The 19,079-nt window shown below is 60.5% G+C and carries 22 protein-coding genes and 1 tRNA gene; 5 read left to right on the top strand and 18 right to left on the bottom strand.

Going from position 1 to position 19,079, the window contains the following annotated elements; all coding sequences use genetic code 11:
• Positions 1-66: 66 nt before the first annotated feature.
• The 5 genes from ACWA1U_RS12185 to ACWA1U_RS12165 all read right to left on the bottom strand — a co-directional run bounded on the left by ACWA1U_RS12185 (position 67) and on the right by ACWA1U_RS12165 (position 3,112).
• Positions 67-1,065, bottom strand: a complete 999-nt coding sequence (locus tag ACWA1U_RS12185; protein WP_463722446.1) for a redoxin family protein — start codon at positions 1,063-1,065, stop codon at positions 67-69.
• A gap of 34 nt (positions 1,066-1,099) precedes the next feature.
• The gene (locus ACWA1U_RS12180; protein ID WP_463722445.1) at positions 1,100-1,312 is read right to left on the bottom strand and encodes a hypothetical protein; all 213 of its coding nucleotides are present in this window, start codon (positions 1,310-1,312) and stop codon (positions 1,100-1,102) included.
• The gene (locus tag ACWA1U_RS12175; protein ID WP_463722444.1) at positions 1,302-1,565 is read right to left on the bottom strand and encodes a hypothetical protein; all 264 of its coding nucleotides are present in this window, start codon (positions 1,563-1,565) and stop codon (positions 1,302-1,304) included. Before ACWA1U_RS12175 ends, ACWA1U_RS12180 begins: the two co-directional genes overlap by 11 nt.
• Positions 1,566-1,594: 29 nt before the next feature.
• Entirely contained in the window at positions 1,595-2,185 is a 591-nt protein-coding gene (locus ACWA1U_RS12170) for a sigma-70 family RNA polymerase sigma factor (RefSeq protein WP_463722443.1), read from the bottom strand.
• A 240-nt stretch (positions 2,186-2,425) separates the two neighbouring features.
• The gene (locus ACWA1U_RS12165) at positions 2,426-3,112 is read right to left on the bottom strand and encodes a hypothetical protein (protein ID WP_463722442.1); all 687 of its coding nucleotides are present in this window, start codon (positions 3,110-3,112) and stop codon (positions 2,426-2,428) included.
• Positions 3,113-3,244: 132 nt separating this feature from the next.
• On the opposite strand from ACWA1U_RS12165, the gene ACWA1U_RS12160 reads away from it, so the two are divergent.
• Positions 3,245-3,520: a hypothetical protein gene (locus ACWA1U_RS12160; protein ID WP_463722441.1), complete on the top strand. Its 276-nt coding sequence runs from the start codon at positions 3,245-3,247 to the stop codon at positions 3,518-3,520.
• A gap of 240 nt (positions 3,521-3,760) precedes the next feature.
• Here ACWA1U_RS12160 and ACWA1U_RS12155 read toward each other — a convergent pair whose 3' ends face one another.
• Both ACWA1U_RS12155 and ACWA1U_RS12150 read right to left on the bottom strand, forming a co-directional pair.
• Complete coding sequence (locus ACWA1U_RS12155; RefSeq protein ID WP_463722440.1) at positions 3,761-4,510, bottom strand: SDR family oxidoreductase; 750 nt, start codon at positions 4,508-4,510, stop codon at positions 3,761-3,763.
• Positions 4,511-4,512: 2 nt separating this feature from the next.
• A complete protein-coding gene (locus ACWA1U_RS12150; RefSeq protein ID WP_463722439.1) occupies positions 4,513-5,007 on the bottom strand; it encodes an RrF2 family transcriptional regulator in 495 nt (164 codons plus the stop codon).
• A gap of 130 nt (positions 5,008-5,137) precedes the next feature.
• Here ACWA1U_RS12150 and ACWA1U_RS12145 point away from each other — a divergent pair, with 130 nt between their 5' ends.
• From ACWA1U_RS12145 to ACWA1U_RS12130, 4 genes are all read left to right on the top strand, one after another.
• Positions 5,138-5,557 (top strand): VOC family protein, encoded by a 420-nt coding sequence (locus ACWA1U_RS12145; protein WP_463722438.1) that lies wholly within the window; start codon positions 5,138-5,140, stop codon positions 5,555-5,557.
• Positions 5,558-5,578: 21 nt separating this feature from the next.
• On the top strand, positions 5,579-6,037 hold the full coding sequence (locus ACWA1U_RS12140) for an N-acetyltransferase family protein (protein WP_463722437.1): 459 nt from the start codon (positions 5,579-5,581) through the stop codon (positions 6,035-6,037).
• Between the two features lie 331 nt (positions 6,038-6,368).
• Complete coding sequence (locus ACWA1U_RS12135) at positions 6,369-9,743, top strand: RHS repeat-associated core domain-containing protein (protein ID WP_463722436.1); 3,375 nt, start codon at positions 6,369-6,371, stop codon at positions 9,741-9,743.
• A gap of 956 nt (positions 9,744-10,699) precedes the next feature.
• A complete protein-coding gene (locus ACWA1U_RS12130) occupies positions 10,700-11,533 on the top strand; it encodes a M48 family metallopeptidase (RefSeq protein WP_463722435.1) in 834 nt (277 codons plus the stop codon).
• Between the two features lie 101 nt (positions 11,534-11,634).
• Here the strand turns inward: ACWA1U_RS12130 and ACWA1U_RS12125 are convergent, their stop codons facing one another.
• The 11 genes from ACWA1U_RS12125 to ACWA1U_RS12075 form a co-directional block, all read right to left on the bottom strand.
• Complete coding sequence (locus ACWA1U_RS12125; protein WP_463722434.1) at positions 11,635-11,760, bottom strand: hypothetical protein; 126 nt, start codon at positions 11,758-11,760, stop codon at positions 11,635-11,637.
• A gap of 29 nt (positions 11,761-11,789) precedes the next feature.
• The gene (locus ACWA1U_RS12120) at positions 11,790-12,194 is read right to left on the bottom strand and encodes a PIN domain-containing protein (protein WP_463722433.1); all 405 of its coding nucleotides are present in this window, start codon (positions 12,192-12,194) and stop codon (positions 11,790-11,792) included.
• A complete protein-coding gene (locus tag ACWA1U_RS12115) occupies positions 12,191-12,457 on the bottom strand; it encodes a type II toxin-antitoxin system VapB family antitoxin (protein WP_463722432.1) in 267 nt (88 codons plus the stop codon). The genes ACWA1U_RS12120 and ACWA1U_RS12115 overlap by 4 nt, the downstream gene beginning before the upstream one ends.
• 68 nt (positions 12,458-12,525) lie before the next feature.
• Positions 12,526-12,897 carry a hypothetical protein gene (locus ACWA1U_RS12110; RefSeq protein WP_463722431.1) on the bottom strand — a complete coding sequence of 124 codons (372 nt, stop codon included), beginning with the start codon at positions 12,895-12,897 and terminating at the stop codon, positions 12,526-12,528.
• Positions 12,898-12,964: 67 nt separating this feature from the next.
• Positions 12,965-13,654: a DUF6308 family protein gene (locus ACWA1U_RS12105; protein ID WP_463722430.1), complete on the bottom strand. Its 690-nt coding sequence runs from the start codon at positions 13,652-13,654 to the stop codon at positions 12,965-12,967.
• Positions 13,655-13,842: 188 nt separating this feature from the next.
• Positions 13,843-14,118 (bottom strand): hypothetical protein, encoded by a 276-nt coding sequence (locus ACWA1U_RS12100; protein ID WP_463722429.1) that lies wholly within the window; start codon positions 14,116-14,118, stop codon positions 13,843-13,845.
• 71 nt (positions 14,119-14,189) lie between these two features.
• Positions 14,190-14,273, bottom strand: a tRNA-Leu gene (locus ACWA1U_RS12095).
• An 83-nt stretch (positions 14,274-14,356) separates the two neighbouring features.
• Entirely contained in the window at positions 14,357-15,595 is a 1,239-nt protein-coding gene (locus tag ACWA1U_RS12090) for a kynureninase (protein WP_463722428.1), read from the bottom strand.
• Positions 15,596-15,700: 105 nt separating this feature from the next.
• Positions 15,701-16,660, bottom strand: coding sequence for a trypsin-like serine peptidase (locus ACWA1U_RS12085; protein WP_463722427.1), 960 nt, complete (start codon positions 16,658-16,660; stop codon positions 15,701-15,703).
• 192 nt (positions 16,661-16,852) lie between these two features.
• Entirely contained in the window at positions 16,853-17,737 is an 885-nt protein-coding gene (locus ACWA1U_RS12080) for a MaoC family dehydratase (RefSeq protein ID WP_463725034.1), read from the bottom strand.
• Entirely contained in the window at positions 17,737-19,077 is a 1,341-nt protein-coding gene (locus tag ACWA1U_RS12075) for a 3-oxoacyl-ACP reductase (protein WP_463722426.1), read from the bottom strand. The genes ACWA1U_RS12080 and ACWA1U_RS12075 overlap by 1 nt, the downstream gene beginning before the upstream one ends.
• Between the last annotated feature and the right edge of the window lie 2 nt (positions 19,078-19,079).

Raw genomic sequence — 19,079 nt, 5'->3', positions numbered from 1 at the left:
ATGTGTCAACCGACAGCGCGCCCGATCGAACGGTTGATCGGCACTTGACTCCATCAGTAGGAGCTCTCACCGCTCCATCACATGCGGCAGAAAAGAGGCGTTATCAACCGGGTTCGCGGCGAGCCAATCGAGAACGACGCGGGCATGCTTGTCCGGTGGAAAAATAGGGTAGAACACGTGCTCTATCCGTCCATCCCGGATCAGGAGGGCCAGGCGGCGGTAGACCGTGAGATCGCCCGCCATGAAGGTAGGGAGGCCAGGACTTCTTGCCAGAGCGAGTTCCTCGTCAGTGAGTAGCGGATACGGCAACCGCAGTGCTTCGACGAGTGCGTTCTGATACGCGCTGGGCTGGCTGGAAAGCCCGAAAACCCGCTGCACACCAGCCTGTACGAGATCAGAGAAATGGTTTCGCATGTCGCAATTGTGTGGGCTGCACCCACGGGCACCGGGAATCGATTCCCACCCTTCTGGCATGTCTTGTTCTGGTGATCCCGTCATCGGAAACACGTAGATCAGCACTCGCCCTTCCCCCATAGCACTGAGATCGACTCGGGTCCCGTCGGTAGAGGACAAAGCGATGGCAGGCAATCTCATCCCAGGCAAGTGATCGGTAGCACCGTCATCGTCGGGGACGATCAAATCGTGAGGCAACGGAGCCAGATTCGGATTGGTGGCGTCAAGTGCCGCCATATCTCCTAGCAACCGCTTGCTGGCCGTCGAAAGATTATCTACCAGCACGATGCGCTGCTGCGCCAGGGTCATGATGGTCTCATCGATGCGCTCGATCGCCCGGCGGTATTCCGTGAGGGTCGACGGGCACGCATCAGCATGAGCGCTGCCGGCGTTTAGGCAATCCACGAAAGGACCCATATCTCGAAGCGGTATACCGAGAGCATTCAACCGATGCACCTGCGCGACGACATTCACTTCGTGCCGCCCATACAGGCGATACCCGTTCCTCCCGCGGCCTGGCACCACCAGACCGTGATCTTCGTAGCCACGCAACGCCTTCAAAGACACTCCTGTCTTCGCCGACACTTCACCCGACCTCAAGAATTTCTCCATAGACCGACCGTAGACCTTGCCCCTAGGGGCAAGGTCAAGCCGGTTGACCCGGTTCTTCGCGGCGATCGAGTTCCATCCCGACTTCTTCCAACTGGATCTCGGTTTCCAATTGAGGGTCCGCGCGCAGGTACTCAGCATCGAGTTGCCGGTGTACCCGGCTGTGAAGGACTTCCAGAGAGACATCTTCCAACAAGGCCAGATCCTCCGGAAATAGACCATCGTGGATGATCTTGTTGCTAGCTGACATCCTTGACTCCTTCGTTCGGGTGAAGGAGAACTGCTGAGCGTTGTCGGTGCAGCCGGTCGTCCAGTTCTTCCAGAGCGCCCATCGCAGCGTGTAGCTGCTGCCGCGCCCATTCGGCCACGTAGGCTTCCTGCCTCGCCATTGCGTCGGCCCTTTCGCAGACTTCCCGCGCGGCGAGTACTGTATCCACAATCTCAGCCCGTCGTAATTCCAGGTCAGGAGAGGCCAACGGGTAGGAGAGTACTAGGGACGGCATGGAGTGATCAGCAGTTTGGTCGTCGTAATTCACGCTTCACCAATGTCCATGCAGGTCCGTAGCTGCTTCAGCCCATCTCGGATCCGTGATTTGACGGTCGGTAACGGTACGCAGAGGTGCGTGGCCACATCTTTGTAGGTCAAGCCTCGGTAGAAGGCGAGGTTGAGCGCTTCGCGCTGCAAAGCCGAGAGGGAACGCAGGCACCGGGTGATCTCCTGTGCCTCCAGACGTTCGCCAACGGTTTCGGCGACGACGTCGTACTCGATGCCTGTGTTGGCGGTGCTCCAGCGGGCTTCCCGGTTCGTGTGGGTTTGTTCGCTGCGTACTTTGTCGACCGCCCTGCGGTGCGCGATGGTCATCAACCACGCCATCGGGCTGCCGGCCGCCGGGTTGTACTTGTGGGCTTCCCGCCGAACCATCACGTAGGTGTCCTGAGCGGCGTCCTGGGCCAGCTCCGGATCCGCAAGTATCCGCCGGGCCAGCGCATAGACCCGCCGCGACGTTGCTTGATAAAAGGCAGTGAAGGCATCCCGGTATTGCTGCGCTGTCTGCTCAAGAAACCCAGCCAGGTCCTCCAGCGCTACTTCGTCTACATACGTGGTGCGCACGTGTCTGTTCATGACGGGATCCCCTATAGGTAACTCGCCGTGCGGTCAGACGGTAAAGAAGCGAACAGCAAGGAACGGTAACCGGGTCCGCCTTCGCTCAACATACATTCACCCCACGGCAGGAACCATGCTTGTGTCCTGAAGCAGGCTTATTGAGTTCTGAATTGTGACGTAGTCGTGCCCGTGTGACGTGACGAGTCGGCCGCCGCGGGACACCCGAAACCTCCTGCTCGGCTAACTACGACTTCGGGGTCAGTCAAAGACGAGGAACGTCCCGGTGATCCACCACGCGATCACATCTGCCAGCAGGAAAGCACCAACGGTGAGCAGCGCCGCTGTGACGATGTGCCGGACGTACGGTGCTGCTTTGGACCACCACTTCTGAAACCATGCCACAGCAGCGGCGTGCTTACCGCTCGCCATCATGGCCAGAATCAGCACAAGTGGCGCCTGGCTAACGAGTGTCCAGATCCCATACGCGGCGAAGACAGTGAAGACATCGCCCTCCCGGCCGGCAATCACCACGAGGGACACGAACGTGGGATCGAGCGCCGCTGATAGGGCGAACAGGGATCCCGCACCCAAAAGGGAGGCAGCTCCTACAGCACGCCGGGTCTTAGGTTTGGGGGCTTTCGTTGAGGGTCGATAGATACGAACAACTCCCCAGGCGATGAGCAGCAGGGCCAACACCGCTTCAATCACCGCGGCCGTGCGATCAGCAGGAATCAGCACACTCCAGTCAATCTCTGCCAAGCGAGGCCCTAGCAGCATGGAAAGGGCTGTTCCCAGGATGACGGTGCCGGCCAGCGCTACTACTCCGTAGATCGCCACATTCCGGTCACGGGCGCCTGCCGCCAGGCTTGCGGCAGCAATCAGGGCCCCCGCAGGATCAATACCCGCCAGCCCGAGCCCCAAAGCGACTACCAGCAACTCAGCCATCTAGTCTCCATTCGCCGATCCTCAATTGTGACGTAGTCGTGCCCGATCGACACGGCAACCTGACCCATCGGGGGAAGTGATGTGTGGTCACTTAGAAGCATGGGCGGGAAGAAGCAGACAGCATTAGTTGAGGTGAAGGAACGACCCCGGAACTACCGGGAATTCCTTGCACCATCCATCGTGCTGGTCATCGTTGCTGTCTTCTGGGTCGTCGGGTTATGTGGCGGTCTGGCGCTCTTGAGGGACATGCACTCCGGCCTCGGCATGCTGGCTGGCCTGTATGCGATGCTCGCCCTGATGGGCCTCACTGTGCTGCTGGCAGGACTGGCGACTGCTGACATCCTCACCCGGGTCAAGCGGCGACGAAGCAGCCCAGGTGACGGCTCTGACCTCAGCTCTCTCCGGTGATCGTGTCTAGTAATCCGAGCACCACGTGTACATCCTTGCGTCCGCGAGTGGCGGGCGCTGGCGACATTGTTGCGCCAGCTCCGGTGAAAGGGTGTTGGCGCAAGGTGTCTTGACGCCTCGCCCAGCTGCGCGTTGAAGGAGTACCTGCTGGACAAACAAGCTTGGTCCGTGCGGCTCCACGCGTCGCTTCGTTGTGCCGACCTCGAGGCGCCCAACACATGTTGGGCGCCAGCGTCCGGTTTACCTATTGATCGTGTGGAGCCAGGCGTCGATGTCCGGGCCGAGGACGTCAGCATGGTCGGGAGCCAAGAGAACTCCTTCGGACAGCGCCGGCAGCGCAGGAACAGCGACGCAGACGGGCCGTGTATCGCCGAGCCGGTTCAGAAGTTTGGTCGTGAGCTCGGGCAGTCGGACCACCTCGGGCCCGGTAATCGTTCTGGTCTGCGTACCTGCGCGCCCCAGGGCCGTCTCGACCAGCACCTCTGCGATCGCATCGACGGCCACGGGTTGAACGAGCCAGTCCTCAACCCGAACCTGGTCATCATCGAAGGTCGCGGCCGCTGGGTTGGTGGCGAACTCGTGCCACTGGGTGGATTTCACAATCGACGATGGGACATCACTGGATGCCACGATTTTCTCTTGGTCGCGCTTCGCCAGGTAGTAGGGAAAGTCATTGAAGGCGGGGTTTTCGATTCCGCTTATCGATAAGAAGACGAGGTGCCCGACATGCTGTGAAGCACACGCTGTGACGACGTTACGCGTGGCCGACGTGAGCGCCTCCTGCAGGCCGACGGTTTCATCTGACGGGAAAACGTTGGAGGCGTCGATCGCCACATCGACTCCTTCCAGCGCCTCGCGCAGTCCGTCCCCGGTAAGGAGGTCCACTCCGGTAGAGCGTGAGACTTCAACGGGGCTGATACCCCGGTTCTTGAGCTTGGCGACGGTGCGGGAACCGGCAGTTCCCGTCGCTCCGATGACAGCGATCTTCATAGTTATTGCTCCCCTTCTGGGTGTTTGTGGTCAATGAACTCGAGCAGTTTCTGACGAATTCGAACGTCGATTCCTCCGGCCAGGTCAGTGATCGAAACCTGCGACAGGCTAGACCGCCAGGCGTCCTCGGCATTCATCATGGCCACTGCGATACCGCAGGGACCGCTGGCCTTGAAGTCGGCCGAACGTTCCTTGAACAACCCCTGACACCTAATCTCGGTGCAGCGGAAAATCGGTCCGCGACCGTCGAGGGCGTAGACGACGTCGGCCAAGGTAATCTGCGCCGCCGGGCGCGCCAACGCGAAGCCCCCAGCTTGGCCCGGAGTCGAGACCACCAAGCCATGGGAAGCGAGCTTTTGAAGGTGCTTGTTGAGGTAGGACGGTGACAGCTCGTATATCGCTGCCAGTACGGCGCTGGACACTGGACGAGTTGATCCGAGCTGTTCCAAGACCACCAGAGCGTGAGCCGTCCACTCCACACCATTCGGCAACTGCATGCCCAACACGCTACACGATTCTGGATAGTGTGTATCCAGAATAGCGATGAGCTGACCCGTGTGTCTTCGCTGGCCGACACCGCAGGCAACATCTTGCACGTATCACCAGTGCCAGGCCTACGGTCTATTCATGACACGCACGGAAGACAACCGACCCCCGGTACGACAGCTACGGTTGGTCGTCGAAGCAGAAGACTATGAAGCTGCAGTGCAGTTCTACCGAGACGTTCTCGGGCTGACCGAGCAGGCCGCCTTCGAAGGCGAAGGTGATGCCCGTGTCACGATCCTCGATGCCGGTAGGGCAACCCTTGAGATCGCCAATCCCGCCCAGGTGAGGATGATTGACCGTGTGGAAGCAGGCGGGCAACGTAGCGCGCGGATCAGGGTCGCATTCGAGGTCGACGACTCCGCTGCTGTCACCTCCGACCTCGTCGACGCCGGCGCAACACTCGTCGCTGAACCGACCCGCACGCCGTGGAAGTCATTAAACTCCCGGGTAGAAGCACCGGCAGGCCTTCAAGTCACCGTGTTTCAGGAACTTGAATACTGACCTACCTCTGGAGATGCAAACATGACCGAGATCCGGCCCGCGCGGCCTGCCGACGCTGAGGATATGACCGAGGTGCAGAACGCGATTCATCGCGCTGGCCTGCGGGCGAGCCCGGTCGACATCGGACTGATTCGCGAGCGTTACCTCGACATGGAGTACCGGGTCGCGTGCACCGTCGCTGAACAGGACGGACATGTCGTCGGTTTCCAGTCACTCAAGCGCGCCTGGCCCGGGAACCCGTATGACGTGTCTGAGGGATGGGGGATCATCGGTACGCACATTCACCCTGGTGCTGGTCGAAGTGGACTAGGACGCCTCCTCTTCGCCGAGTCCCTGGCGGCAGCGAAGGCAGCCGGGCTGAAGCACATCGACGCGACCATCGCGGTCGACAACTCACCCGCCCTCGCCTACTACTCGGCCATGGGCTTCACTCCATATCGGGAGGGAAACGGCACCATCCCCCACCGCTTCGACGTCTAAAGGCTGGCAGCAGAGGATGCGCCAACAGACAAACCCTCGCAGCCTGTCGCGGAACCCCGGAACTGCTCCCGCTCCGGTCGGGAGAACATTTATCCACGGAAAGGACAAATTTGTTCACGGAGTCTTGTGCTGTGCGATGGGTCGGGTAAGACTGAAGAATCACTAAGCCCGCTGGGCTTTCGTACTGGGGAGTACACATTTGAAGTCTCTTATTTGTCGCGCCGTCATGCCTATGTCAGTTTCATTTGCGGTTCTTATTGGCGGGCTAGCAGCGCCCGCTTCGGCGCAAACATCGTCCGTTAACCCGGTCCCAGGTGGATCGGGTTCTTTCATGTCCACTGTCTTACCTACACAGAATCTCAACGAGGGTCTAAGCAGTGAGCTCGGGGGTGAGGAGCAAGAAGCCGCGGAGGCAGCCGAGGTCGAGGAGTGGGTGGTGCCCGCCGAGGTGAACAGAAACCCGAAGGGTGGGAAACCGAAGGGCGCATACGAGGAGCCAGGGGTCTCCTCGGATTCCATTCAGCGGATGGCCCTGGCCCCTGCTACTGAACGGCTCGGAGTTTTGCCCTATTATCCGTTCCATCAGATAGAGCTCTTTGGTGAGACGACCGCAGCGGTCAACCTCTCCACCGGCAATCTGATCGTTGCTAACTCAACGCTGAGCACGAACTCAGCAGGGGTGTCCGCCCAGTATTCCGAGTTCTACAACAGCCTGGACCCATCTCAGGGATCCCTCGGCGGCAGATGGCGCGCATCGTTCGGGCAGGACATTGGGTTGTTGATAGCCACTGACACGGTAACTTTCCGGGATGCGACCGGCATCTCGCAGACGTTCACAAAGAACACGGCAGGTGCATGGGTCGCCCCAGCGGGCCTCAAAGCCCAGCTGAAGAAGGAAACAAACGGGAACTGGCTCGTTACCTACAATCAGTCCGGGGAGAAGCTGACCTTCTCAGCTGGCGGTATCCTGCTGCGCAATACTGATCGCAACAATGTCGGTATGACCTACTCCTACGCGGGCAACACAGTCGCCTCAATGACCGACGCCGCTGGCAGGGTCAGCACGATCACCCAGTCCGCCGGGAACACCACCATCGATCTTCCCGATACCCGTGACATCGTTTATACGAAGGACACCCAGGGCCGGCTGATCAGTGCGGAGAACCCCTCGAACAAGATGGTGTACGCATACAACAGCGCCGGACGTCTCGCGCGGATCGAGCTGCAGAACACTTCGCAGGACACTTGGAACGGTTTGTACACGACGACATTCGCCTACGACACGGGCGGCCGGGCTACCAGCATCACCCAATCGAACGTCGTCACTGCAGAAGGTTCGACTCCCGCGTCGACGAAGACTAAAACTACGAGGTTTGCCTATGGTACGAATCAGGCAACGGTTACCGACCCAGCCGGAAATGCTTCGAAAATCAATCTCGATGCTGAAGGCCGACAGGTTTCGGCGGTAGACCAGCTTGGTCGGACGAAATCTCAGTCATGGACGGCGAATAGTGACGTTCAGTCCATTACCAGTGGTGCATCTGCTGGCGGGCCAGCAGGCGATGTCACCGAATACGAGTACGACGCCCTAGGCAACCGATCCGCAGCGCGCCTTCCAACCGGCGCCGCCGCAACAGCAGCTTACGCCGCAACCTCGACGTGTCCCTCGGACGGGACCGGTGATCCTTTCCAGGTCAAGTGCTCGACCGACGCTCAGGGAAACAAGACCAGCGTTTCCTACGATGCGACGGGTAACCTCCTGAGCACGACTGATCTGAAGACCAATGCCAAGAACTTCACCTACAAGCGCGAAATTGCAGATAGATCAGTGTGTGGTGCTTTCGTTGGCATGGTGTGTGCATCTACCGATGAGAACGGGAGAACAACGACCTACACCTACGACGCAGACGGGAACTTGACCAGCGTCATACCGCCGGCCCCGTTGGGCAAGACTACGTACACCTACGACAAGATGAGCCGACCAGTCACCACCATCGACGCCGCGGGTACCGAGAGGAGATTGTCCTACACTGCTGATGACCGAGTGTTTGCCACAACGTATAACGGAGACATAGCCGGAAATCACATCAGTCACAACCGTGACTACGACGGCATGAGCTCCGCCTATGACGCCCTCGACCGCGCCTACCCGAACGATCTAGGTTCTTCTGTCAACGGGTTGAGGATTAAGGATGACATTCATGGTGATCCGCTGTCTCAGACGATTGGGCACAACGGCGAGATTCTCATCATGGACTCAGTCTCTGATACCCGCGGCAACCTCACGAAGACGAACATCCGGTCCTCCGGTTCCGTCCCGTACAGCGAACTGGATACCTTCTTCGATTACGATGCTGCCAACCAGAAGACCCGTAGCAGCTCCAGTGACACCGCTACCTGCACCACCGCTACAGCCATCGCCGCAAACACCGACTGCCTCGCATACAACTACGACGGCCGAGGACGCGTCGACGTCAAAGCATTCCCAGGCGGCACCAAGCAAACCACTGCCTTTGACGCCTCTGACCGACCAACCCGGATCACCGTGAAAACCGCTGCAGCCGCTGTCCTCTATGACGTGTCCTATAACTACAAGGGCGTCGACGGGCTCGACAGAACACTCCTGCAGTCCAAGACCTCCCACGTCGAGCAAGGAATCACCGCCGGAGCTGTCACCACCTACACCTACGACTCGAAGAACCGGCTCACCGCGGCAACCGAAAAAACAGGCACCACCACCGCAGCGTCATGGGCGTACGCCTACGACAAAGCCGGCAACCGCACCAGCGTCACATACAGTGGCAGCACCGGGTCACCAGCTGGCACCACCACGTACACCTACAACGCCGCGAACCAGGTTATCGCCTCCAGCAAGAACCCCACAGGGTGGGCTCACGACGCGTCCGGCAATCTCACCAAGAACCCGCAAACCGGGGTGTCCCACACCTACGGGGTCCGCCAGGAAACCTTGACCACCACCAAGGGAACCACCACCCTCACGGGTAAATACTGGGCCGCCGGCAACACCAACCGCACCCACGCCAACGGGACTGAAGAATTTAGGACCGTCCTCGGGCTCTCCGAAATACGGGCAAGCGGGACACCAACCAAGTACACCCGGGACCCTCAAGGCAACCTGCTCAGCTCCACCGCAGGCACCACGAAGACCTACTACGTTGCTGACGAGCAAGGCTCCGTCGTCCTTCTCCTCAACGGATCCGGACAAAAAATCGGTGGATACAGCTACGACCCCTACGGCGTCACCCGCGCCATCAACGGAACCGCAGCTCAAACCAACCCCTTCCGTTACATCGGCGGTCAGCTCGACTCAGTCACGGGCCTGTACAAGTTCGGGGCACGCTACTACGACCCAGCCATGGGACGCTTCACTCAACTGGACCCATCAGGACAGGACCCCCACTACGCCTACTCAGGCAACAATCCAATCAATTACAGCGACCCGACTGGCCTCGCGACCGATTTCGAAGGGTTTATCAGCACCGCTCTTGGGGTGACGGTGGGCGCAATTACTACTGGGTTGATTCTTGCTGGAACGGGAGGGGTCGGCGCTCCCGCCGCATTTGCGGCCGGAGGATGCGTGGGTGGAATAGTCGCCGAAGGCTCCGAGGCCGCGATCAGGGACGAAGACGGGCTGAGGCCGGAAGAACTAGGATGGGCCTGCGGCACCGGCTTACTACCGGGATAACCCGTAGGACTAACTCATGAAAAATCAACGATCACAGGGCATCTATGCCGGCCTCTCAGGGCTCTTGTTAATCGGCTCCATTTGTTTAGCCGCAATCTTCCTACTCGGTTGGAATTGGGGGTACTTGCCGATCAAGGTTTTAGCGTTCATCGCATTGTGTGACGTTGTAGCCCGGGTCCTCCTGCGGATACGTACGTTGCGTCTCGTGCGGAGAGGCGACTTGGTGGTGGCGAAGACGCTGTCGACAACGGAAGCATGGCTGAAGTTGTCTGGGAATCGAGACGGACTTGATTCTTTGTGGGGGCGAGTGAGCGCGTCAGGGGCTTACGAACCACGTGAAAGCGGGCCGGATTCGATCAGAGCGTTGTGGCAAATGAAGCGACGTGACGCTGAAGTAACTGTGTCAGCGCCAAGCAACGAATCGCTCTATATTCGCTTTGAACCTGGCGCGTCAGGCGCACTTTGGGCTAATTCAGCGATCGAGCGTGAAGTCCACCGTATTGCGGAGGAACTTGCTGCTCATCGGTCGAGAAATTGAAATGAGGGTGGCCGACTTGGTTTGGTCGGCCACCCTTTCCTCTAGACGTCTGTGCAGTGCAATGAGGTGACTGCTGACTCTTATCGTCGGTCGGATACGGTTTGTTCCCTGGCCCCTGATCCTCGATCTTTACCGCTCAAGAATGGTTGACCGGCCGATGATGCGGCACGAACACACTCTGCAACGACTCGACCGAGCGGCGAAGGCAGCTAGGGCCGATTAGCCGAACAGTCCTCGCGACCGGAAAGATCTTATAAATGACTACACTCGACTGGATTTTGACGGCGGTCGCAGGTCTTCTAGTAGTGATCGGCTTTGCATTGCTGTATCGGACAACCATTCCGCCGAACGACACACCCAGAAACGACGCCGACTACAAGCGGGCGCCCTGGCACTTGTCGTGCTCATCGTTAAATAGATGACCCAGTCGATTGGCAGTGATGCGGGTTGGTCTCCCTCTGAAAGGAGACCAACCCGCATCTTTTTGTCAGGCGACGGCCACCCAAGGCAACGCGGAGAGAGGATTCAGGGCATGGTGAGAAGGAAAAGCGCCGACCGCGGTGTGAGGTCGGACCGTTGCGAGGACCACGAGGCCCGCACTCGGCTCCGTAGCATGGTGCACAAGATTTGCACTGCAACAGGACTTGGTGAGCCAGACCTCCGGGTTGTTGATCGGATAGCCTTCGGGTCGGATTTAAACGCCCAATTCAGGTTGCGACAGGGTCAACCAACGATCGACATCACGCGGCGCGCTGCCTCAGAGCTGCCTCCGGATGCCTTGGTCTTCCTGATCGCCCATGAACTGGGACACCTGAAGAACGCACGGGCCTGGGCGAGGATTCATCGTCTTTTCAAGGCGGCCTACGCTGGATTGATCCTGGTGTTGTTGGCCGGAACGAGCGGCTTGGCAGTGGCGGATCTGACAGGAGCGTCGCCGTTTGTGCCAGTGATGGTGGTCGGCCTTGCCCTCGCGGCCGTGATGCCACTTATCATCTGGTTCCTAGCCGTCAGCAGGGCGGAGGAACACAAAGCCGACGAGTTCGCGGTGGCCTATCAGGGAAGCCTTGCGGGTGCTCAGCAATGTTTTGCGGCATGGGAGGCCGACAAGCCGAAGCGCGGACTTGCCAGCCGACTCTTGGAGAGGCTGACCGTACTGTGGGACACCCACCCGAGCCACTCGTCGAGACTTCAGTCGATGGCCTCAACTTTGGAAGGAAGAGCGGGATCTGCAGGGTACTCGTCGACGGGTTGACCGAGTCCAAGGCTGGCAGGGAGCGCAGAGGGTTCCGGCTCGACCTTTCATCTCACTGCTGGACTCCGCCGCCTATGCACCCGAAAACCTAGCTGACGATATTAGGCAATTTCAAACAGCAGTTTCTGGACATCGAACACGTGCTCGAGAAGTATGTGCGCCGTAACGAGGGTGCCAAAATATTGGCTCAGCTTCAGTGCCCCCGCGTCGCGCTTTTCCGTTGTCACTTCGATCCCCTCGAGACACGGCCTGCGATTTACACGGCGATGTATTCCTGGCGGACGGCTCCGCGTGTGGCAGTCTCGATGTACCCGAAGTCCTGATAGGAATTAAGGACAACGGCATCATTGGCGACGGCGTACGCTGCGATGAGGCAGTCGAACGCAGCTGCAGCACGCATCAGCCCGTTGTCCCACAGCGCCTGCTGGATGTCCAGAACGGCTTTCTCGTCCGGGTGCTCCCAAGCTGCAAGCAGGTCGTCCATGTCTTTTCTGAGCTGCAGGTACTCCTCGCGCGACCTTGCTGAATGGCAGTACTCCAACACCTGAGGCGGGCACGTGATGATGAGATGACGGGGATATATTTCCCTGAGCCGCCGCGCAATGGAGTCACTGGTGGCGGCCCTTTGCCAGATGCTGTTGTCGACCAAGTAGGTCGTCACGCAGTCTTGTTTTCAAAATGCGCAGCACTGTTTCCAGAGGGCGAAGAAGGCACAGTTGTGGCAGGCGGGGTAATCGTCGGCGCGTCGATCTGGCTCGGCTCGAAACGGCGGGAGATGATGCGCTCAACGGCGGCAGGCTGCTGGCGGACCGCGATTAGTGTCCGCAGGGCCAGGTCCACAGTCTCACGGTTCGAGCTGGTCCCCGATAGCAGCTTGGCCTGCTTGAGTTCTTCTTTGTTGATGTCTATCGAGGTAATGGCCACAACCCCTCCTTCAAGTCTATATAAGTGACTATATAAGATCGACGCTGGAGTGTATACGCGTAGCTCTCTCAGCTGCATGAAGTACGGGATGCGACCCCACTACTCTGAAGAGCGCCGCGAACCCAAGTTTTGAAGCTCACCTGACTCAATGCGCGTCCACGGTCGAGCACTTCCTGAGCCAATTGCCGCGCCGCGCCGAGGGCGACAGGTCCGGGCTCCAGCGCATCCGACATCCTGATAGCGGTGGCATCAAGCTCAGTGCCATCTCTGGCCGCCCGCATTGCGAGAGCCATAGCGACAGCCAAAACGAGAACGCCGAGGGCGAATAGCACCGCAGCCAAGCCAAGCGGGGACTCCCCGATCAGGCTTAGCGTCGCGAAAGTCAGCGCTATTGCCAAGATGATCATGCCTAACCCGGTCAGAAATTTCACGTCTTTCATTGACTCCCCCCATTGCTGTCAGGCTCGACTCTAGGTAACGGCAGCGAAGGTGCAAGCAGCAGCGCGACTAAGAGCTGAGGTCCGGTCGCTGTTTGTCGGTGGCGTAACGCCAGAGCGCAACGTCCATGATCCTGAGCCTGGAGATGTGCGGGGCGTCGGCGGCTATGCCGATTCGATCGAGGCGATCGGCCAATGTCGTGTCTTCCTGAAATGCCTGAAACCACCGCTCCCACTGCTGATCCGAATCGGGCAGTCCCATCTCGGGTCCCACCTCAGAGTCATGAATGGGGATGAGGGCCGGGCGTTTTCGCGCCATGATCTTGCTGGCCGTGGTCGCACCGATCCCCCACCTGTCGCCATGCGAACGCAGCAGACGCCACAACTTCACGGCGGGGCTTCCCTCTCCAAGGAGCTGATCGAACCCATCCCGGTCAAGCTTGGTGAAGTCGGCGTCCACCGGCAGCGCCGCCAGAAGCTCGCGTACTTCGTCAGCCTTCCCGAGTAAACCAGCGGCGGCTTTACCCGGCACTTTGACGGACAGCATAGATACCGCCACGAAGTCATCGCCGGTCAACTCATTGGCGGTCTCACCATTTCCGCCACCAGCCCACGTGTCGAAGTACGCACCGGTCCAGGCTTTTCTGCCTGACTCTTTCTCCTTGTGGAAGTAGCTGCGGACGTATTCGACGGCGTCGTTGAAGCCGCCCTCGTCCAGGATCGGGTGGATCTTCACGGTTCCGGCTTCCTGAATCTGCATGCTCTGCCCGTATCTTCCAGCCGCGCCGGAGGTCCAGTAGGTGTGCCGAGGTCATCGCACGGCAATGCTTGAACCCTACCCGCCGATCGCACTTGCAGCGATGGCTTGGAGCTGGACCCTGCGGCTATCTTGAACCAATGGCAACTTCAGGTGTGGGGTCCTCCATGATGCGTCCGAACGATGAACTATCACAGCTGTTGCGCCAGGCGTACATGCCCTGCAGCAACATCGATGTCCGATCCGCCGTGTGCAGCCAAGCGCAGTGGGCTCCGGAGGCGGGCCATATAACGCGCGGCTTCCTGGGAGCCACCGGTGGGCTTGAGGACGTCGAGCTCGTGATGGTCTTCGCGGAGCCAGGGCACCCCCATCCCGGCGAGACTTACGACTCCACGGACAGCCCGGACGCACTGATCAATGTACGTGACTATGCGTACTGCCGTCCCATAGGTGACGGATTTCGGCACTCGTGTGGTCGAGAATAAACTTCGCGTGGTTGAGGGCACAAAAAAACCCCGGAGAACCGGGGTTTTTGTTGTGCGCGGAGGGGGACTTGAACCCCCACCCTCAATAAGAGGACTAGCACCTCAAGCTAGCGCGTCTGCCATTCCGCCACCCGCGCGGGTGGTGTTTCCGAGGCCAGTTTTGCTCTGGTTTCCGTCGAAAGCAGCGAGAAAAACTCTAACACGACACCTGCCCAAGAACTTAATCGGACACGTTCTCCAGGAGCTGATCGGTTATCGCCCTGATACCCGCGTATGTCTCTTCGAAGGATGTCGAAAGCGGCGACAGACCAAGCCTTAAACCCTCTGGATTCCGGAAGTCCGGAATGATGCCATCTGCCCAGAGGGTGGGGAGCATCGTCCGGAAGGCGGGGTGGTCGATCGTGATGTGGCTCCCCCGCTCCCCAGGATCTGCTGGCGATGAAACGCGGACGCCTTGCGCACCCATCAAGTCCTCCACGCATTCAACTGCGAAAGCAGTCAGCCGAACGGATTTCTCCCGCACTCTATCCATTCCGACTTCCTCGAGTAGCTCGAGCATGTCCTGCATCGCGATCATCCCGAGGATCGGGGGCGTCCCCGAGGCCAGACGGCGGATGCCCTCTGCCGGCTCGTAACCCACGCCCATGCCGAATGGGTCCGCACTGCCGAGCCATCCGTGGATGGGCTGCTCGAGCGTATTCAGGTGCCTCTTGGCGACGTAGGCCCAGGCGGGCGCCCCCGGTCCGCCATTGAGGTATTTGTAACTGCACCCGACCGCGAGGTCCACGTCGCAATCATCCAGTTCGACGGGGACCGAGCCCACGGAGTGGCTGAGATCCCACAGCATCAGGGCGCCGGCCTCGTGCACCAGGGCTGTGATTGCCCGCATGTCCGCAATATGGGCTGAACGGTAGGCGACATGGCTCAGGACGACGACGGCGGTGTCCTGGCTCAGGGCGGCGGCCACGCCTTCCGGCGTGGGGCCGGCGTCGCGCTCTGCCTCCACCCAGCGCACGGTGAGGGAACGGTCGGCGGCGATGCCTTCCACAATGAACCGGTCTGTGGGGAAGTTGTCGCGGTCTAGGACGATCTCGCGGCGATCCGGACGTGCCGCAAGGGCAGCCCGCACCGTCTTGTAAAGCAGCACGCTCGTGGAATCGGCAACGACGCACTGGCCAGGTGCAGCTCCGAGAACCACCCGACCGATTTGGTCACCGACCTTCTCGGGAAGTTTCAACCAACATTCATCCCAGCCCCGGATCAGCCGGCCGCCCCACTGCTCCCTGACAAAGGCACCCAGCCGCTCCGCGGTGGCTTTCAGGGGACGCCCCAAAGAATTGCCGTCGAGGTACGCGGCGATAGCGCCGTCGTCGTGCCCAACAAACAGCATGCGGTAGTAGGCAAGGGGGTCTTTATCATCCAGGGAGCGGGCGAGGTCGAGCATGGCGTGGGCATTCATAAAGCCAGTGTAGGCAGGTCCATCCCGCGGACGCCGAGCCTGTGGACGCGAAGAGGCCGCCTCCCAATGGTGCGCGGGAGGCGGCTTCTTTGGTGGGGGATGGAGTTAGCGGTTGGACGCGGTGTTGTATGCGGTCTGAATCGAGCTGCCGAAGTACGGCCCATACATCACGTTCTTCTGCGTGTTGTACCCGAAGCTGTTCACCGAGTTCTGCGTCCCGCCGGAACCGGAGCCAACAAACCATGGGCCACCGGAGGACCCACCGGTCATGTCGCAGGGGATGCCCTGCGACTGGGTCCCGCCGATGCGGTCGCGGGACGCGGTTCCGTAGCAGCTCTTCAGGGTTTCACCGTTGAACGGTGATGCCGCCGGGTAGCCGTAGGCCGAGTAGGTCAGGCCGCGCGCGAGGTTGAAGCCGATGTTCGAGCCGCCGACGGTTGCTGTCAGGGTCCGTCCGTTGATGGGAGCGACGACAGCAAATGCGCCGTCGTAGCTGATGTCGTTACGGGACACCCATTCCGTTGTGGAGTGCAGCGATGTTGCAGTCCAGGTTCCATACGGAGCACTGCCGTTGTTGTAGGCAGGGACGAAGACGAATTTGCTGGCCCAACCTGCATTCAGGTCATGTGTGCAGTGACCGGCAGTGGCAACAGTGTTCTGGTTGTTGCTTCGGACAGAGTTAGCCGAGCAAACATAGTTCTGGCCGCCAAGGGTGAAGAACACTTTGCCGATGTGTGAGACCGGAGCGGGGCTTCCTGCCCGCTTGACCGGTGCCGCCTTGGTCTCGGGCGCTGCGAAGGCCCCCGCTTTGGGCATAACCGAGCGACCCTGCTCAGCCCAACCCTGCGAGTTGATCGTGTTGCCCGGCTTGGCATTTTTCATGCGTTCGGGGGTCCAGTAAGCCGCAACCGATTCCGGTGATTCAGCCTGGACGTGCGAAACGGTGGCGCCTTGCGCCTGGAGCGGTGCCTGGGGGGCTGCGTTGGCCGCACCGCCGGTCATGAGAGCCGATGCCATCAGCGTGGATGCTGCGATAACGACTGCCTTCAAACCTCGTGAATTCACGAAATCCTCATTTCGATCGTGATGAACCGTCAGCGGTAGCTGACCCTTGGAGTCTGCTCCTCCTGAGACTCGAATCACAGCCGAATCTGGGATCTCGCGCAAAGTCGTCCGAATACTCCTGCCCACTCTGGACATAAAAGAACGGTCATGCAATTATCTCGCGCGAGTTTTTTGGTTCGGCAACTGAACCGTCTACAGAACCGCCAGATGCCCCGTGAAATGCGTACGACGGCGGCGCGGATCCCATGCGACGACGTCGGCTCCGTTCCACCGGCCGGAGGTGTCGGCGTCGACGGCCAGGAATACCTCACACGGCAGGCTAACCGGCGCCTTGAAGTCCACTTCCCAGCGAAAGGGCACCGTCTCCCGCGGCCCAGCCTCGGCCACCATGCGCGATGCGAGGTACATGCCGTGGGCGATGGGCCGCTTCAGACCCAGTAGACGTGCGGAAGGCCCACTGAGGTGGATCGGGTTGTAATCACCGGATACGCCCGCGTACCGCCGCGCTGTACTGCGATCGATCCGCCAAACGGCAGTCGGAAAACCGGGCACGGATTCCTCCTGCATAGGACCGCTGACAGCACCGTCCCGGCCAGGCAGATGGACCGACCTGGCCAGATATGTCGAGCGTCCGCGCCACGCAACGCCCTCGCCATCCTCAATCTCTACGACGGCATCGACCTGCGTTCCACTGCGGTGCGCCGTGAGATTTTCCACCCAGGCGGTAATCGTGAGGACCGCGTGCTGTCCCAGGGGGCGCAAGTGCTCGACTTCGTTGCGCACGTGCACCATGCCCAGAAGCGGCAACGGAAAATCCGGCCTTGCAAGAACACTCATGGCCACCGGAAATGCAAGCACATGCAGGTAACCCGACGGCAGGTAGTCCCCTGGCGGCTGGCGCATCAGTGTCTGGAACGCGGACAGACGTGCGGCCGTCGCCTTCATACCTTCCGCGCGATGCCGCTCGGCTGGGATGGTTTGCGCGGCGCCAGCCCGCTTTCCCGGGTTCACTGACCGGGTCAACGCCCTGCCATACAGGGACAGCAATTTTGGCGGCTCCTCCAGCTGCACGATCATCACGCACCGACCAGGTTCTGGCCGCACACACGCAGCGTGTCTCCGCTGATTCCTGCCGCGGAATCCGAGCCGAGGAATGCAACGGCCTCGGCCACGTCGACCGGCAAGCCTCCCTGCTGCAAGCTGCTGAGGCGCCTGGCAACCTCTCGGGTAGCGAACGGAATTTTCGCGGTCATGTCGGTTTCGATGAAGCCCGGGGCAACTGCGTTGATGGTCCGGCCTGAGCCACCCCAGAGCTCCGCTGTAGAGCGGACCATCCCGATCACTCCGGCTTTCGACGCTGCATAGTTGGTCTGCCCCCGGTTTCCGGCAATTCCACTGGTGGAGGCGAGGCAGACCACCCGGCCCGATGAACTGAAACCAGCGTGGGTTGCAAGGACCCGGTTCATGCTCAGCTGGGACTTCAGGTTGACTGCCAGCACCGCGTCCCAGCGTGCCGCGTCCATGTTCGCGAGCAGGCGGTCGCGGGTGATGCCAGCGTTGTGCACCACGATGTCGAGGCTGCCGTAGCGTGCCGCCGCATGATGGAGGATCCGTTCGGCGGCATCGTCGGCTGTGACATCGACCTGCAGCGCAGTACCTCCCACGCTGTTGGCCACGCGGGCAAGGCGCTCCCCTGCTGCAGGTACGTCCACTCCAATCACCTGGGCTCCGTCCCGGGCAAGCACCCTGACGATCTCAGCGCCGATTCCTTGCGCCGCCCCGGTCACAACGGCCGTCTTTCCCGCCAGAGGCAGGTCCCAGTCCGCGGGAAGCGAGCCGTGGGCGGAGCGCACCGAAATAAACTGCCCGTCGACGTAGGCACTCTTGCCGGAGAGGAGGAAGCGCAGGGCTGCACTCACGCTGGCTGCGTCCACGTCCACGGTCCTCCCGAGGAGGATTCCGTTTGCTGTTGCGCCGGCCCGCAGCTCCTTCGCGAGGCTGCGGAGCGCGCCGTCGACGCCCTGCTGCGCTGCGGCGGCCTCGGGCTCGGAGCCGGGTGTAATCCCCCTTGACACGCTCACCACCCGCCCGCCTGGAAGCAGTTGGCGCAGTACGGAGCCCAACTCGAGGAAGACAGGCGACAGGCCCCCAGGGTTTGACATTTCGTCGAAGACGACGACGGCGGCCCCGAACTTTTCCTTCGGCCCAAGATGGCGCCGCACATCGAGGTCCCATCCAAGTAGGACGCGGGCCAGATGGTCAGCTCCCTGGCCTGTGCCGAGCACCAGTACAGGACCGGGAACGAGTGGGGTTCCGCTTTCGTAGCGCCGTAGGGGAACCGGGCGGGGCAAGCCGATGGCCTTGGCAACCCTGTTCAGGGGCGCGGAGTTGACGAGATTGAGGTAGGTGTCGCCCATTC

The organism is Arthrobacter sp. TRD_SC_6 (genome assembly GCF_055361185.1).
This window is presented reverse-complemented; position numbering and strand designations above follow the sequence as displayed.

Coding starts and splice junctions, on each gene's coding strand:
- ACWA1U_RS12130 (WP_463722435.1), top strand. CDS start 10,700: ATGACCCAGTCGATTGGCAGTGATGCGGGTTGGTCTCCCTCTGAAAGG.
- ACWA1U_RS12180 (WP_463722445.1), bottom strand. CDS start 1,312: ATGTCAGCTAGCAACAAGATCATCCACGATGGTCTATTTCCGGAGGAT.
- ACWA1U_RS12145 (WP_463722438.1), top strand. CDS start 5,138: ATGACACGCACGGAAGACAACCGACCCCCGGTACGACAGCTACGGTTG.
- ACWA1U_RS12150 (WP_463722439.1), bottom strand. CDS start 5,007: ATGCAGTTGCCGAATGGTGTGGAGTGGACGGCTCACGCTCTGGTGGTC.
- ACWA1U_RS12135 (WP_463722436.1), top strand. CDS start 6,369: ATGTCCACTGTCTTACCTACACAGAATCTCAACGAGGGTCTAAGCAGT.
- ACWA1U_RS12185 (WP_463722446.1), bottom strand. CDS start 1,065: ATGGAGAAATTCTTGAGGTCGGGTGAAGTGTCGGCGAAGACAGGAGTG.
- ACWA1U_RS12090 (WP_463722428.1), bottom strand. CDS start 15,595: ATGAATGCCCACGCCATGCTCGACCTCGCCCGCTCCCTGGATGATAAA.
- ACWA1U_RS12105 (WP_463722430.1), bottom strand. CDS start 13,654: ATGCAGATTCAGGAAGCCGGAACCGTGAAGATCCACCCGATCCTGGAC.
- ACWA1U_RS12170 (WP_463722443.1), bottom strand. CDS start 2,185: ATGAACAGACACGTGCGCACCACGTATGTAGACGAAGTAGCGCTGGAG.
- ACWA1U_RS12110 (WP_463722431.1), bottom strand. CDS start 12,897: ATGAAAGACGTGAAATTTCTGACCGGGTTAGGCATGATCATCTTGGCA.
- ACWA1U_RS12155 (WP_463722440.1), bottom strand. CDS start 4,510: ATGAAGATCGCTGTCATCGGAGCGACGGGAACTGCCGGTTCCCGCACC.
- ACWA1U_RS12165 (WP_463722442.1), bottom strand. CDS start 3,112: ATGGCTGAGTTGCTGGTAGTCGCTTTGGGGCTCGGGCTGGCGGGTATT.
- ACWA1U_RS12075 (WP_463722426.1), bottom strand. CDS start 19,077: ATGGGCGACACCTACCTCAATCTCGTCAACTCCGCGCCCCTGAACAGG.
- ACWA1U_RS12140 (WP_463722437.1), top strand. CDS start 5,579: ATGACCGAGATCCGGCCCGCGCGGCCTGCCGACGCTGAGGATATGACC.
- ACWA1U_RS12175 (WP_463722444.1), bottom strand. CDS start 1,565: ATGCCGTCCCTAGTACTCTCCTACCCGTTGGCCTCTCCTGACCTGGAA.
- ACWA1U_RS12080 (WP_463725034.1), bottom strand. CDS start 17,737: ATGATCGTGCAGCTGGAGGAGCCGCCAAAATTGCTGTCCCTGTATGGC.